Raw genomic sequence first — 13,194 nt, 5'->3', positions numbered from 1 at the left:
ACTCATGAAGACGGATGCGGTGCGCGGCCACCTGGACGGACTCCTGCTGGCCGTACTGGAGCAAGGCCCCCTGCACGGGTACGCGATCATCGCCGCCGTGCAGCAACGCAGCGGTGGCGCACTCGCACTCCGTACCGGCACCATCTACCCGGCCCTCCAGCGCCTGGAGCGACTCGGCCTGTTGGCCAGCGCCTGGGACGCGGTCGGTGAACGCCGGCGCCGTTGCTACGAGTTGACCGATGCGGGGCGCGGCAGCCTTGCCCAGGAGCGTTCCGCCTGGCAGGAGTTCACCCGCGCGATCGGCTCCGTCCTCAACCCCGTTCCGTCCCCGTCCCCGGCCTCGTCCTCGCAGGGCCTGACCGCATGAGCGCGGCGCCGGGTTCAAGGGCAGCGGACGGCTCGGTCGGTCCGGGAGGCTCGGTCGGTCCGGGAGGCTCGGACGGTCCGGGGGGCTCGGTCGGTTCGGACGGCTCGGGGCTCATCGACGAGTACGTCGCCACCCTCGCCGCCGCCCTGCACGGCCCCACCCACGCCAAGGACCGTCTCGTCGAGGAGGTACGCGACGGCCTGACGGACACGGCCGACGCCTACACCCACGACGGCCACCCCCCGGCCGGGGCCGCCGCCCTCGCTGTACGCGACTTCGGCGCCCCCGACCAGCTCGCCCCCGCCTTCCAGTACGAACTCACCCTCGCCCAGGCCCGTCACACCGCCCGCGCCGCCGCCCTCGCGGTCCCCTTCGCCGCCCTCTGCTGGCTGCTCGTCCGCGCCGCAGGCCAGGAACTCTGGCAACTCCCTCTCCTCCACCACCTCCTGACGCTGGCTCCGATCGGCCTCGCCACCGTCACCGCCACCCTCACCGCCGCCTCCCTGGCTGCCACTGGACCCCTGGCCCGCCGCCTGCCCACTCCGGCCCAACTCCCGCGCGCTGTCGCCCTGTTGGGTACGGCGGCCAGCGTCGCCATGGCCGGCTCCGCCCTCCTCCTCGCGGTACTGGCCCTGCTCGTCACCCACTGGCCCCTGGCGGTGGCGGCGGGCGCACTCGCGGCCGCGTCCCACGCGGTGGTCGCCGCGTCGGCCCGCAACTGCCGGCGGTGCGCGCGGGTCCCGGACGGACGGACGCTCACCCCTGCCACGTAAGAGCCTGTGTCTAAACCCCGGTCGGATCAGCGAACGTCGTCTGGTGCGTGCGATCGCAAGGCGCTGGAAGGTCCTCGCTGGGGTCTCCCCTGCTCGAACGAAGTTGAGAGCTCGGGGAAGGAGCTACTAGGGCATTTCGGCAACGCCGCGAGCGTGCGTGCCAGGCGGCGGGCGCCCAGCCGGGGTTTAGACACAGGCTCTAAGCCGCGGAAACCGCGAAAGTGGGGTCGATGTCCGATGGCCGCCAGCATCAGCCACCTCGGCCCGTGAGCCTGGAGAGATGACGACGACATCGAGAACAGATGCGCTGGCTGTCCTGCACGGCATGTACGCGGCCGAGGCCAGGTATCTGGCGGCGGGCGGCCCCGGGAAGGCCGATTTCGCACTGCTCGCGCCCTTCTTCTCGCCCGAGGTGGTGCTGCACCAAGCGCCCTCGCTGCCCTACGGGGGTACCTGGCGTGGTCATGCGGGCCTGGAGCGGTTCTTCGTCGCGATGAGCCGGACCTGGGCGTCGTTCGACATGAGGAAGCAGGAGTTCCTGGCCGTCGACGGCCCGGTCGTGGTGCTGACGCAAGTCCGTGCACGCGCCCGTGTCACCGGCCGGGAACTGGAATTCCCCATCCTCCAGACCATTGATTTCCAGGAGGGCCGCATCAGCGAGGTGCGTCCCTTCTACTGGGACACCGCCGAGATCGCACGCGCCTGCGGCGACTGCGGAACCGACAGTTCCGGCCGGTGACCGGGGGGACGCCGTAAGGGCCGCCGCGACATCTGTCACAGCGGCCCCTACGCGTCCGGCGGGGGCGGAACTCAGTGCTCCGAAGCGCCGGTCCAGAAGGCGGCCTTGTGGTCGCGGACGAAGTCGGCGGGCTTCCACGGGCCCTTGGTCAGGGACTGGATGTGGAGGGCCGATGCGCCGCGGTCGGTGCGGAGCCGGGGCCAGACGTTCTCGCCGCCGCCGTTCGGGTCGCCGGTGGCGGCGAAGCGGGTCCAGGCGCCGATCATCCGGTCGGCGAGGGCGGACTGCTCCGCGGACAGGTCGGCGAAGAGGCCGATGTCGAACAGGGAGGGCAGTTCGGCCATGTGCTGGGCGGCGGCGGGGAAGCTGGGCTTCGGGGTGTCACGGAACCAGGGGGTGTCCCGCTCGGCGAACTCGTACATCCGTACCGGGGCGTGGCGGGCCAGATCGCGGGCCGTGGTCAGGGTCGGCGCGGACCAGGTGGCGTCGGTCCTGACCCGGGCCAGGGTCTGCCCGGCGGATTCGGAGCCGTTCAGGGGGTAGCGCTTGAGGACCTGCGGGGCTTGCTTGCGGAACTGGGCGCGTACGGCGGGTGCGTACTCCTCGGCGGTCATCGGCTTGCCGGTGGCCAGCTCCTGGCCGAGGACCATGCCGTTCTCCTCGTCGTGGTTGACCCCCACCAGAACCGGAACCCTGTTGAACCGGCCGGTACGCAGGGCCTGGTCGACCGGCAGGGGCAGTTGGGGGGTTCCGCTGACCGGGCGGGGTTCGTGCGCCGCCCCGTACGTGGCGAGGAGTGTGCCGATCCTGGCGGCGCGGAGGCAGGCGGCGGTGCCCCTCGGCCCGGCGTCCTTGGGGGCGCAGCCCACGTCCTTGATCAGCTTCTTGGATTCCGCGTCGGCCTCGGCCCGGGTGCGGGAGGCGTTCTTGGGGGTGGAGCAGGGAGCGCTCTGCACGATGGCCCGGTGGAACAGCCCCTCGGAGGCGGGGGAGGCGAGCTGCCCGCAGACACCGAACCCGCCGCCGGACTGCCCCATGATCGTCACCCGGCCGGGGTCACCGCCGAACGAGGCGATGTTGTCGTGGACCCAGCGCAGTGCGGCGCGCTGGTCGTCCAGGGCGAGGCCGCCGGATTCCGGCAGGTCGGGGTGGGTGAGGAAGCTGGTCACGCCGAGGCGGTAGTTCATCGAGACGACCACCGCGCCGCCGGCCGCCAGCCGGTCGGGGCCGTACAGGTCACCCATGCCGAACATCATGCTGCCGCCGTGGATCCACACGATCACCGGTAGCCTTCCGCCGCGGGCGGTGGGGGACGTGGGAGTGGCGGGGACGGTGAGGGTGGTGGGCGTGGTGACGTTGAGGTTGAGGCAGTCCTCGTCGGTGCTGGGGCGGCCGATCGGGTAACCGGCGGGCTGGGCACAGACCTTGCCCGGGGCGGTGGCGTCGCGGACGCCCTTCCATGGCTTGGCCGGCAGCGGCGCCGCGAAACGGTCGGCCGTGGCGTACGGGATGCCCTGGAAGCTGCGCACCTTGTCCTTGACCGTGCCGCGGACCGCACCACCGGTGGTGACCACGGTGGCGGGGTCGCGGTCGGTGGTGGCCGTGGCAGCCGGGATGAGGGCCGGGGCGGCGGAGGTGCTGGGGGCGAAGGCGCCGATGCCTGCCACACCAACCCCTGCCAGACCGAGTCCGACGAGCGTGTTCCGGGCGACGGTTCTGAGGGCGGACCTGGTGGTGGGCGTCTGCATGATTCCCCCGCTGGAAGTGGGTGGTGCTCCGGTCGTGTGCAGGTGGTTGGCCTGCAACACCTCGAAAGCTAGCGCGAGTTGGGCGATCGTGCAATACGTCTGTATAGATCGATCGCATCAAGCGTCCGTATCAGGCGATCGCCCAACTCGCTGCTACCCTGCGGGCCATGGGAAATCGTGAGGAACTGCTCTCCGGCGCCAAGCAGTGCCTGCGGGAGAAGGGCTACGACCGCACGAGCGTGCGGGACATCGCCACCGCGGCCGGGGTGAGCATGGCCGCCATCGGCTACCACTACGGCTCGCGCGAGGCGCTGCTGAGCCAGGCGCTGTTCGAGCTGCTGGACGAGTGGGGCGACGGCCTCGGCCGCGCACTGGCACCGGCGGCCGGTGGTGGCGACGAGGCCGAGAGGGCGGCCGGCTTCGCGCGGATGTGGGAGAACCTGGTCGCGGAGTTCCAGGCGCGTCCGGACCTCTGGCTGGCCTCGGTCGAGCTGTTCCTCCAGGCCCAGCGACAGCCCGCCCTGAAGGAACGTCTGGCCGACGGCGTCGCGGAGGGCCGCCGGGGCATGGCAGCGATGCTGCGCAGCGTCCCGGAGGGCGAGGCGTCCCAGGCCGAGGAGCGCACGCTCGGCACCCTGCAGATGGCACTGATGACCGGCGTAATGATCCAGAGCCTCAGCGACCCGGACCACGCACCCACCGCCGCCGAGGTCCTGACAGGGCTGCGCGGCCTGGCTCAGCTGGCCGGACCGCCGCCGGAGTAGACCGGCCGTCAGCCTCTTTCGGAAATCGTCAGCCGGTGGCCGGTGGCCGGCAGCCGTTCGAAGGCCCCTCAGCTACGGGAACTCAGCCGCAGCCCGATCCGCCCGCGTAGCCGGGTGGACGCACCCCGGAGAGTTCCGAGCCTCCTCAGTGCGAGGTAGTCGGCAGGCGTGGGCACGGGGGTGGGCTCCTGGGAGGGTCGAAACCGTCATCGTGCCACTGCGCCCGCCCTCCCTCGCTAGCATGCGGCGCATGGGCATCAAACTTGAGAACGTCGGCATCGCCGTTCGCGACCTCGAAGCAGCGATCTCCTTCTTCACCGACCTGGGCCTCACCGTTCTCGGCCGTGACACGGTCAGCGGCGAGTGGGCCGACACCGCCGTCGGACTCGACGGCAACCATGCCAAGATCGCGATGCTTCAGACACCGGACGGTCAGGGCCGCCTAGAGCTCTTCGAGTACATCCACCCCCAGGCGATCGAGACGGAGCCCACCCTTCCCCACGAGATCGGCATGCACCGCGTCGCCTTCTCGGTCGACGACATCGACAAGGCCCTGGAGACCGCCGCCAAGCACGGCTGCCACCCGCTGCGCGGCGTCGCGACCTACGGGGACGTCTACAAGCTCACGTACGTCCGCGGCCCCAGCGGCATCCTCGTGATGCTGGCCGAGGAGCTGAAGCAGAGCCGAGGAGCTGAAGAAGAACCGAAGTGACGGCTGGTCGGGCTGCTGGCGTTGGGAGGACCGGTCGGGTCCCAGTCAGCGCTTCAGTGCGCGGTACCGCTTCAGAAGGGCGGTGATCCGCTGCTGATCGGCCGCGCCGTTCAGCTCGGTGAGAAGGCCGTCGGGGCACAGCTCGTAGTGGTCGCCCCACCAGCGTCGGCCCTTGTTGTCCCAGATGCGGTAGCCGCCGGGGACGCCCCGGGCCACGTATCGCCTTCGGCTCATCAGGTGGTATGCGCACGAAGGTGCGCCCGCTCGCCCTGGTGGCCGAAGAGCACCAGGAGTTCCACCGGGCGGTCGCCGTCCGGGCCCAGCCAGTGCGGGACATGGGTGTCGAACTCGGCCGCCTCTCCAGCCTTGAGGACCAGTTCCCGCTCGCCCAGCAGCAGTCGGAGCCGTCCGGCGAGGACGTACACCCACTCGAATCCCTCGTGCGTCTTGAGTTCGGGCTCGGTGTCGGGCCCGGGCGGGATGAGGAGTTTGTGGGCCTGTACGCCGCCGGGGCGGCTGAGCGGCACATAGGTCATGCCGTCGCGGGTGACCGGCCGCAGATGGATGCGGGGGTCGCCGGTGCGCGGGGCGCCGACCAGTTCGTCGAGCGGGACCGCGTACACCTCCGCGAGTGGCAGCAGCAGTTCCAGGGTGGGCTTGCGGGTGCCGCCTTCGAGGCGGGAGAGGGTGCTCTCGTTGATGCCGGTCCGGTCGGCGAGGTCGGCGAGAGTCAGGCTTCGTCTGCGCCGCAGCTCTCGCAGGCGTGGCCCGACCGCGTCCAGCACGTCCTTCTTGGCTGCGTCCATGTCCCTCAGGTTGCCGAAACGGCATGCGGCTTTGCAACTCCGGCAGGGGAGAGCGCAGTGTCGTCGTCGTACGCAGGTGATCCCGACTCCAGGAGGTACTCCATGACCACCCCCACCGACTCCGCCGCCTTCTGGGAGAGCCGCTACGCCAAGGACGTCGACGCACAGTGGGGCACCAGGCCCAATGTCGTCCTGGCCGACCTCGTCACCACCCTCGCCCCCGCCCCGGGAACCGCCCTCGACCTCGGCTGCGGGCACGGCGGCGACGCGCTCTGGCTCGCCGGGCGCGGCTGGGACGTCACCGCGGTCGATGTCTCCGGTACGGCGCTGGGGCGGGTCGCCGCAGGGGCCGAGGCAGCCGGCCTCGGCGACCGGGTGCATCCGGCCCGCCACGACCTGGCGGAGTCCTTCCCGGACGGATCCTTCGACCTGGTCTGCGCCAGCTACTTCCACACACCGGTCGAGATCCCCCGCGCACAGGTCCTGCGCCGGGCCGCCGGAGCGGTGGCCCCGGGCGGCCTGCTGATCCTCGTCGAGCACGCCTCGCTGGCCCCTTGGTCCTGGCGGCCCGAGAACGGCAAGGAGCCCCAGTTCCCCACGCCGGAGGCGGTATTGGACTCGCTCGGACTCGATGGCGACTGGGACACCGAGCGCTGTCACGCGCCCCGGCGGATCGCCACCGGCCCCGAGGGGCTCACCGCGGAGGTCACCGAGAACGTCATCGTCGTGCGCCGCAAGGAGACCGGGAAGCCCTGACGGACAGGCCGTGCGGAGGTCCCTTAGACACAGGCTCTTACAGTCACCCCATGCCTGAGCCCTCCTATCTCACCGCCCTGCGGGAGTCGTACGACACCGTCGCCGCCGACTACGCGCAAATCGTCCCGAAACCAAGGGAGTTGGACCCGGTGTCGCGTGCGATGCTGGCCGCGTTCGCCGAGACCGTACGCACCGACGAACGCGGACCGCTCGCGGATCTCGGCTGCGGACCCGGGCACATCACCGCGCACCTGGCCGGGCTGGGAGCCTCCGTGCAGGGCATCGACCTCTCGCCGAACATGGTGGAGCAGGCCCGGCGGGCGTACCCCACGCTCTCCTTCACCGTGGGCTCCATGACGGCGCTCCCGCTCCCGGACGCGGCCCTCGGCGGCATCCTCGCCTACTACTCCACGCACCACACGCCTCCGGAGTCACTGCCGCAGCTGTACGCCGAGTTCCACCGGGCACTCGCGCCCGGCGGGCATCTGATGCTGGCGGGTCACGTGGGTGAGGACGAGTGCCGACGCCCCGCTCAGGCGTACGGCGGTCACCCCGTCTCCTACGAGTTCCACATCCTCCCGGCCGGCCGGCTCGCCGCCCTGCTGCAACGAGCCGGGTTCACCGTCACCGCACGGCTGACACAGGAGCCGGCCGAGGGGGCGCGCTGGGCGAGCGCGACCTTGCTGGCCCACAAGCCCGACACCGACACCGGTCCCGACACCGATCCCGATGCCGATCAGGGCCGCTCGCCGGGCTGTTGAACCGCTCCTCTACGCTGACGCGCATGGCAGCGAACCCGGTGGAACTCGTCATCTTCGACTGCGACGGCGTCCTCGTCGACAGCGAACGCATCTGCGTCAAGATCGACGCGAGGATCATGGCCGATCTGGGGTGCGCCTTTACCGAGGCGGAGATCATCGAGCGGTTCGTGGGGTCTTCCACGGAGGTCTACACGGCGGCCGTGGAGGAGCGGCTCGGGCGGCGGCTGGAGAAGGGCTGGCAACTGGCTTACGAGCCCTGGTACCACGAGGCGTTCGCGGCCGAACTGACCGCCGTGGAAGGCATCCCGGAGGTCCTGGCCGGGCTCACCACCCCGAGCTGCGTCGCCTCGAACGGTGCTCACGACAGCATCCGGCGCAGCCTGGAGATCGCCGCGCTGAGCGACCATTTCAAGGGGCGGGTCTTCAGCGCCGAAGACGTCCCCACCGGCAAACCCGCCCCCGACCTCTTCCTGCACGCGGCCCGTTCGATGGGAGTGGAGCCCGAGCGGTGCGCGGTGATCGAGGACAGTGCGTACGGAATCCAGGCCGCTCGTACCGCCGGAATGCGGCCCTTCGGTTACTGCGGCGGGCTGACCGCGCCCTCCCGGCTGGAAGGCCCGGGCACGGTCGTGTTCGACGACATGCGCGCCCTGCCGGGGCTGCTGGCGGCGGCAGCCGGATGAGTGGCTCCGGGGCCCGGCCCCGGGACCGGGGCGGGGCCCTCCCGGCCGGTCGACGTGGACCCCGTCCACGGTCGCCGTCCCGTCGTCGTGACGTCGGCTCACCCCGCACAGCTCGATCACCGGCGTGGTGGACATGAGAACCTCCGTGCAACGAAAGTCGATCGGTGCTTCTTCGACGCCAGGGGCGGTCCCGACTCCACCGCGTCGGCAGCACGGTTCATTTCCCGTACGGCGCTCGGACGACGGGCGCGCGGGTCATCCCAGGGACGTAGTCGTCAGGCGTACGGGGGATGATCACCGGGAGGGATGCAGTGGCGTCAACCCGCGCGCCACAATGGCGCGATGGGACCAGGACCGCTGACGGGGCCGACGGGAACTCCGACGGCGCCCAAGGATCTGACGGCACCCAAGGGCCTGGCACAGGGCCGGACCTGGGGCCGGACGTGGCGCCAGGCATGTGACCGGACATGGAGCCGGTCGCGGGACAGTGCGCGCCACGGGATCGCACAGCTGCGCCGTCCGGCCGTCGCGCTCCCGCGCCCCTCCCGGCGGAGCCGGATCTTCGACGTGCTCCTCGCGGTGGGCCTCGGCGTTCACACCCTGCACTGGGCGGCGAACCAGGGCGCCGCCCTCGTTCACGAATCGCATGAAGGCATCGGCCCGATCGGCCGCCTCACCGAGACCGGCAGCACGATCGCCGCGATACTGCTCACCGTCCTGGCGTACGGCCCTCTGACGGTCCGCCGCAGATACCCCCTCGCCGTGCTGTGGGCCGTCACCCTCGCCACCGCCCTGGCCCCCGAGGACGCCACCCGGCTCACCTTCTACGCCGTCGTCATCGCCGCCTACACCGCCGCGGTCTACAGCCCGTACCGCCTCCTCGCCCTGGCCGGTCTGCCGGTGACCGTGCTCACCGTCGGCACGGACGAGCGCACGCGCGTGTGGGGAGTGGACACGGCGCCGCCCACCGTCCCCACCCAGTACGTCCCGCTGCTCATCCTCATCCCGCTGATCTTCGCTGCCCACGGCCTGCGTGCCTGGAAGCTCAGGAGCGCCGAGAGCGAGGACCGCATGTCCGCCCTCGAACACGAACAGGCCGAGCAGCTCCGCCGCGCCGCCGCACAGGAACGCTCCCGCATCGCCCGCGAACTCCATGACGTCGTCACCCACAACGTCAGCATGATGACCATCCAGGCCGGCGCCGCCCGCAAGGTCATGGACTTCGCGCCGGACCAGGCCCGCGAAGCCCTCCTCGCCGTCGAGGCCGCGGGCCGTGCCGCGATGGCGGAGCTACGTCACACCATGGGCCTGCTCACCATGAACGCGGACGGCACGGAAGATGCCGCCGAGGGCGCCGTACTCGCCCCCCAACCCGGCCTCGACCAGCTCGAATGCCTGGTCACAGGGGTGCGGAACACCGGCCTGCCCGTCACCCTGACCACCACCGGAACACCCCGCGAGGTCCCCTCCGGGATAGGACTCGCCGCCTACCGCGTCGTACAGGAAGCCCTCACCAACACCGTGAAGCACGCAGACGGAGCGGCCGCGGACATCACCGTCGACTACACCGACGACCATCTCACCGTCGAGATAACCGACACCGGAGGTGCCCCGTCCGCCTCCGCCGCCACCGGCCACGGCCGTGGCCTCACCGGCCTGCGCGAACGCCTCACCATCTACGGCGGCACCCTGCACACCGGCCCGCGCCCCACCGGCGGCCACCAGGTCCGCGCCCGTATCCCCCTCATGCCACAGGAGCTCTCGTGACCGTCCCCGTACCTCCTGCCTCCACGGAACCCGCGGCCCTGCCCGCCGGATCCTCGGCGACCGCCCCCGTGCGTGTGGTGATCGCCGACGACCAGGCGCTCGTCCGCACCGGCTTCCGCATGATCCTGATGGCGGACGGCATCGATGTGGTGGCCGAGGCCGCCAACGGCGGACAAGCGGTGGAAGCGGTGCGCCGCACCCGCCCCGACGTGGTCCTGATGGACATCCGCATGCCCGAAATGGACGGCCTGGAGGCAACCCGCCGCATCGTCGGCGGAGTTGAGCAGGACCCCTCGGCCGCCGGCCCCCGCATCATCATGCTCACCACCTTCGACCTCGACGACCTCGTCTACGCCGCCCTGTCCGCCGGAGCCAGCGGCTTCCTCCTCAAGGACGTCACCGCCGAGCACCTGGTCGCCGCCGTCCGCATGGTCCGCACCGGCGACGCCCTGCTCGCCCCCACCATCACCCGCCGCCTCGTCGAACGTCACGCCCGCACCTCTCCCGCCCCCGGTCTGCACCGCGATCTCGCCGCGCTGACCCCCCGCGAACTCGAAGTCCTCCGCCTCCTCGCCCAGGGCCTCAGCAACACCGAACTCGCCGCCCGCCTCCACCTCTCCGAAGCCACCGTCAAGACCCACGTCGGCCGCATCCTCGCCAAACTCCAACTCCGCGACCGCGCCCAGGCGGTTGTGGCGGCCTACGAGACCGGACTGGTCAGCGCCCGGGTGTCCTGAACGCACGCGAGGGGCAAGTCCGCCCGGGAGGCTAGCCTGAACCGCATGGGAGCGACGGGTGAGCAGGGCGGGGCCGGAGCGCGGGACGAGATCGACGGGGTGGAGGTGCGCGCCTTCGCGGACGGAGCCGACTTCGAAGGCTGGCTGGAGGTCCACCACGCACGTGGCGAGGGCGTGTGGGTGAAGCTGGCGAAGAAGGGTTCGGGAATCGCCTCGGTCACCGCCGACGAGCTGGTCGACATCGGGCTGTGCTACGGCTGGGTGTCCGGGCAGCGCCGCTCCCTCGACGCGCGGTACTTCCTGCAGAAGTACGTGCCGCGCCGCCCGCGCAGCCTGTGGTCGCAGGTGAACGTGGACAAGGTGGCGACGCTGCTCGCCGCCGGGAGGATGCGGGAGCCGGGCCTTGCCGAGGTGCGCAAGGCGCAGGAGGACGGCCGCTGGACCAAGGCGTACGAGTCCCAGCGCACCGCCACGGTCCCGCCCGACCTCGCGGCGGCGCTGGCAGCCGACCCGGGGGCGGGGGAGGCGTTCGAGGCGCTCGACAGGACGGGCCGGTACCAGCTGATCCTGCCGCTGCTGCAGGCGCTCACGCCCCGGGCGAGGGAGGCCCGACTGGCCGTGGCGCTTCGGAAGTTGACCGACTCGCGAGGCTGAGGAGGGGGCTCGCAGACGCATCAGGAGTGATTGTCAGTGGTGGGTGCGATGGTGTTCCACATGACTACGCAGCCGGACCCCAAGCAAGACCTGCACCACTACCTCAAGTCCGCCAGGGAAGCCCTGCTGTGGAAGGCCGAGGGGCTGTCGGAGTACGACGTCCGCCGGCCGCTGACACCGACCGGTACCAATCTGCTCGGGCTGCTCAAGCACCTGGCGGGCTGCGAGACGGGGTACTTCGGTGACACCTTCGGGCGGCCCTTCCCCGAACCGATGCCCTGGATCGAGGAGTTCGACGAGAACCCGACCGTCGACATGTGGGCGAAGGCCGATGAATCCCGGGAGTACATCACCGAGTTGTACCGGAAGGCGTGCGCCCACTCCGACGCCACCATCGAGGCCCTGAACTGGGACTCCCCCGGCCAAGTACCGCACTGGCCGGCGGAGCGCAACGAGGTGACGCTGCACCGCATCCTGATCCATGTGCTCGCCGAGACCAACCGGCACGGCGGCCACGCCGACATCGTCCGCGAACTGATCGACGGCACCGCCGGTCTCCTGGAGAACAACGAGAACATGCCGCCGACCGGGTCCCTTTCCTGGGAGAAGTACCGGCAGCAGCTGGAGGACACGGCGAAGGAGGCGGCGGAGGCGAACGAGGGGCGGTAGGCGTTCAGCGGGCAGGGCAGGGCAGGGCAGGGCAGGGCACGGCAGCGCCGGTTGCCTTGCCGGGGGAGGGGTGGCGCCGGCCGACGGCCGGGTCCGCGCCGGCCTTTTCCCGCTCGATTGCCGCCCACCCCAACGGCCCGTGCGAGGATCCCCGGATGTCGAACAGACCGGTCGCCTTTCACCAGTTCACCGCGGCGGACCAGCTCGCCCCGTCGGTGCGGCGGACACTCGCCACCTGCTGGGTCGAGGTCACCAACGCGGGCGGGGCGGCGGGCTTCCCCTTCCCGCCGATCGCGCTGCCGCAGGCGGCCGATGCGGTCGAGGCACTCGTCGGGACACTCGCCCCGGAGACCAGCCGCATCCTCACGGCGACGAACGCCCAAGGTGACCTCACGGGCTGGCTCAACATCCGCCGGGACCCGTACCGCCTGATCGCTCACTGGGGACAGCTCCACCATCTCCAGACCCGTCCCTCGGTGCGCGGACAGGGGTACGGCAGCGCCCTGCTCGACGAGGCCCGCAGGGTCGCCCGCGAGGACATGGGCCTGGAGCAGCTCCACCTGGCGGCCCGGGGCGGTGAAGGCCTGGAGGCCTTCTACGTCCGCCACGGCTGGAAGGAGACCGGCCGCTGGCCCGGCGCCCTGCGCCTGGCCCCGGACGACGTCCGCGACGAGGTGCTGATGGTCCTCGACCCGCTCTGAGAGCCCGGGTCCAAACCCCGCTAGGCCAAGGCCCTTTGCAACACCGCGGCCAGTTCGGTGAGCTGCCGCTGGGAGACCTCTGCGGACAGGAGCGCCTGCGAGCCGTGGAACGTGCCGGGCCACTGGTGCAGTTCCACCGACACCCCCGCCTGCATCAGCCGTATCGCGTACTCGATCCCCTCGTCCCGCAGCGGGTCGAACTCCGCGGAGGCGACATGCGCCGGCGGCAGCCCGGACAGGTCTGCGGCGCGGGCCGGGGCGGCGTACTCGGTGGCCTGCTGGGAACCCAGGTAGTGCTGCCACACCGCGGTGAGCGAGGAGCGGGTCTGCCAGGGGGTGTCGGTGAAGTTCCGCTGCGACCAGGTCTCCTGTCGGTCGTCGAGCACCGGCTGGTTGAGCAGCTGGAAGCGGATCCGCGGGCCCTGCTCGTCGCGTGCCCGCAAGGCGACCGCCGCCGCCAGCCCCGCCCCCGCGCTGTGCCCTCCGATCGCGATCCGGTCCGGTTCGAACGTCGTACCCTTCCCGCCGCTCTCATACTGGACCCGGGGGTGGTCCAC

The 13,194-nt window shown here is 71.3% G+C and carries 17 protein-coding genes; 13 read left to right on the top strand and 4 right to left on the bottom strand.

Going from position 1 to position 13,194, the window contains the following annotated elements; all coding sequences use genetic code 11:
- Positions 1–4 precede the first annotated feature (4 nt).
- From ACIA73_RS02800 to ACIA73_RS02790, 3 genes are all read left to right on the top strand, one after another.
- Entirely contained in the window at positions 5–367 is a 363-nt protein-coding gene (locus ACIA73_RS02800) for a PadR family transcriptional regulator (RefSeq protein ID WP_399436426.1), read from the top strand.
- The gene (locus ACIA73_RS02795; RefSeq protein ID WP_399436425.1) at positions 364–1,140 is read left to right on the top strand and encodes a permease prefix domain 1-containing protein; all 777 of its coding nucleotides are present in this window, start codon (positions 364–366) and stop codon (positions 1,138–1,140) included. The genes ACIA73_RS02800 and ACIA73_RS02795 overlap by 4 nt, the downstream gene beginning before the upstream one ends.
- Before the next feature lie 280 nt (positions 1,141–1,420).
- Positions 1,421–1,879: a nuclear transport factor 2 family protein gene (locus ACIA73_RS02790; protein ID WP_399436424.1), complete on the top strand. Its 459-nt coding sequence runs from the start codon at positions 1,421–1,423 to the stop codon at positions 1,877–1,879.
- A 71-nt stretch (positions 1,880–1,950) separates the two neighbouring features.
- Here the strand turns inward: ACIA73_RS02790 and ACIA73_RS02785 are convergent, their stop codons facing one another.
- A complete protein-coding gene (locus ACIA73_RS02785) occupies positions 1,951–3,627 on the bottom strand; it encodes a carboxylesterase/lipase family protein (protein WP_399436423.1) in 1,677 nt (558 codons plus the stop codon).
- Positions 3,628–3,794: 167 nt separating this feature from the next.
- Between ACIA73_RS02785 and ACIA73_RS02780 the strand changes: the two genes are divergently transcribed.
- Together ACIA73_RS02780 and ACIA73_RS02775 are read left to right on the top strand one after the other, a co-directional pair.
- The gene (locus tag ACIA73_RS02780) at positions 3,795–4,391 is read left to right on the top strand and encodes a TetR/AcrR family transcriptional regulator (protein ID WP_399436422.1); all 597 of its coding nucleotides are present in this window, start codon (positions 3,795–3,797) and stop codon (positions 4,389–4,391) included.
- A 250-nt stretch (positions 4,392–4,641) separates the two neighbouring features.
- Entirely contained in the window at positions 4,642–5,103 is a 462-nt protein-coding gene (locus tag ACIA73_RS02775) for a VOC family protein (protein WP_399436421.1), read from the top strand.
- 45 nt (positions 5,104–5,148) lie between these two features.
- Here the strand turns inward: ACIA73_RS02775 and ACIA73_RS02770 are convergent, their stop codons facing one another.
- Together ACIA73_RS02770 and ACIA73_RS02765 are read right to left on the bottom strand one after the other, a co-directional pair.
- Complete coding sequence (locus ACIA73_RS02770; RefSeq protein WP_399436420.1) at positions 5,149–5,337, bottom strand: hypothetical protein; 189 nt, start codon at positions 5,335–5,337, stop codon at positions 5,149–5,151.
- On the bottom strand, positions 5,337–5,909 hold the full coding sequence (locus ACIA73_RS02765; RefSeq protein WP_399436419.1) for an XRE family transcriptional regulator: 573 nt from the start codon (positions 5,907–5,909) through the stop codon (positions 5,337–5,339). Before ACIA73_RS02765 ends, ACIA73_RS02770 begins: the two co-directional genes overlap by 1 nt.
- Before the next feature lie 102 nt (positions 5,910–6,011).
- Here ACIA73_RS02765 and ACIA73_RS02760 point away from each other — a divergent pair, with 102 nt between their 5' ends.
- From ACIA73_RS02760 to ACIA73_RS02725, 8 genes are all read left to right on the top strand, one after another.
- Positions 6,012–6,665, top strand: a complete 654-nt coding sequence (locus ACIA73_RS02760; RefSeq protein ID WP_399436418.1) for a class I SAM-dependent methyltransferase — start codon at positions 6,012–6,014, stop codon at positions 6,663–6,665.
- Between the two features lie 50 nt (positions 6,666–6,715).
- A complete protein-coding gene (locus tag ACIA73_RS02755; protein ID WP_399436417.1) occupies positions 6,716–7,426 on the top strand; it encodes a class I SAM-dependent methyltransferase in 711 nt (236 codons plus the stop codon).
- Between the two features lie 23 nt (positions 7,427–7,449).
- On the top strand, positions 7,450–8,109 hold the full coding sequence (locus tag ACIA73_RS02750) for an HAD family hydrolase (RefSeq protein WP_399436416.1): 660 nt from the start codon (positions 7,450–7,452) through the stop codon (positions 8,107–8,109).
- 342 nt (positions 8,110–8,451) lie between these two features.
- Positions 8,452–9,876: a sensor histidine kinase gene (locus ACIA73_RS02745; RefSeq protein WP_399436415.1), complete on the top strand. Its 1,425-nt coding sequence runs from the start codon at positions 8,452–8,454 to the stop codon at positions 9,874–9,876.
- A 119-nt stretch (positions 9,877–9,995) separates the two neighbouring features.
- The gene (locus ACIA73_RS02740) at positions 9,996–10,613 is read left to right on the top strand and encodes a response regulator (RefSeq protein WP_399436757.1); all 618 of its coding nucleotides are present in this window, start codon (positions 9,996–9,998) and stop codon (positions 10,611–10,613) included.
- A gap of 45 nt (positions 10,614–10,658) precedes the next feature.
- On the top strand, positions 10,659–11,267 hold the full coding sequence (locus tag ACIA73_RS02735; RefSeq protein ID WP_399436414.1) for a YdeI family protein: 609 nt from the start codon (positions 10,659–10,661) through the stop codon (positions 11,265–11,267).
- A gap of 60 nt (positions 11,268–11,327) precedes the next feature.
- Complete coding sequence (locus tag ACIA73_RS02730; protein ID WP_399436413.1) at positions 11,328–11,936, top strand: DinB family protein; 609 nt, start codon at positions 11,328–11,330, stop codon at positions 11,934–11,936.
- A gap of 155 nt (positions 11,937–12,091) precedes the next feature.
- Entirely contained in the window at positions 12,092–12,637 is a 546-nt protein-coding gene (locus tag ACIA73_RS02725; protein WP_399436412.1) for a GNAT family N-acetyltransferase, read from the top strand.
- 20 nt (positions 12,638–12,657) lie between these two features.
- Here ACIA73_RS02725 and ACIA73_RS02720 read toward each other — a convergent pair whose 3' ends face one another.
- Positions 12,658–13,194 (bottom strand): alpha/beta hydrolase fold domain-containing protein, encoded by a 537-nt coding sequence (locus ACIA73_RS02720; RefSeq protein ID WP_399436411.1) that lies wholly within the window; start codon positions 13,192–13,194, stop codon positions 12,658–12,660.

It is taken from the genome of Streptomyces sp. NPDC051561 (genome assembly GCF_044454195.1).
In the GTDB taxonomy this organism is placed as follows: domain Bacteria; phylum Actinomycetota; class Actinomycetes; order Streptomycetales; family Streptomycetaceae; genus Streptomyces.
This window is presented reverse-complemented; position numbering and strand designations above follow the sequence as displayed.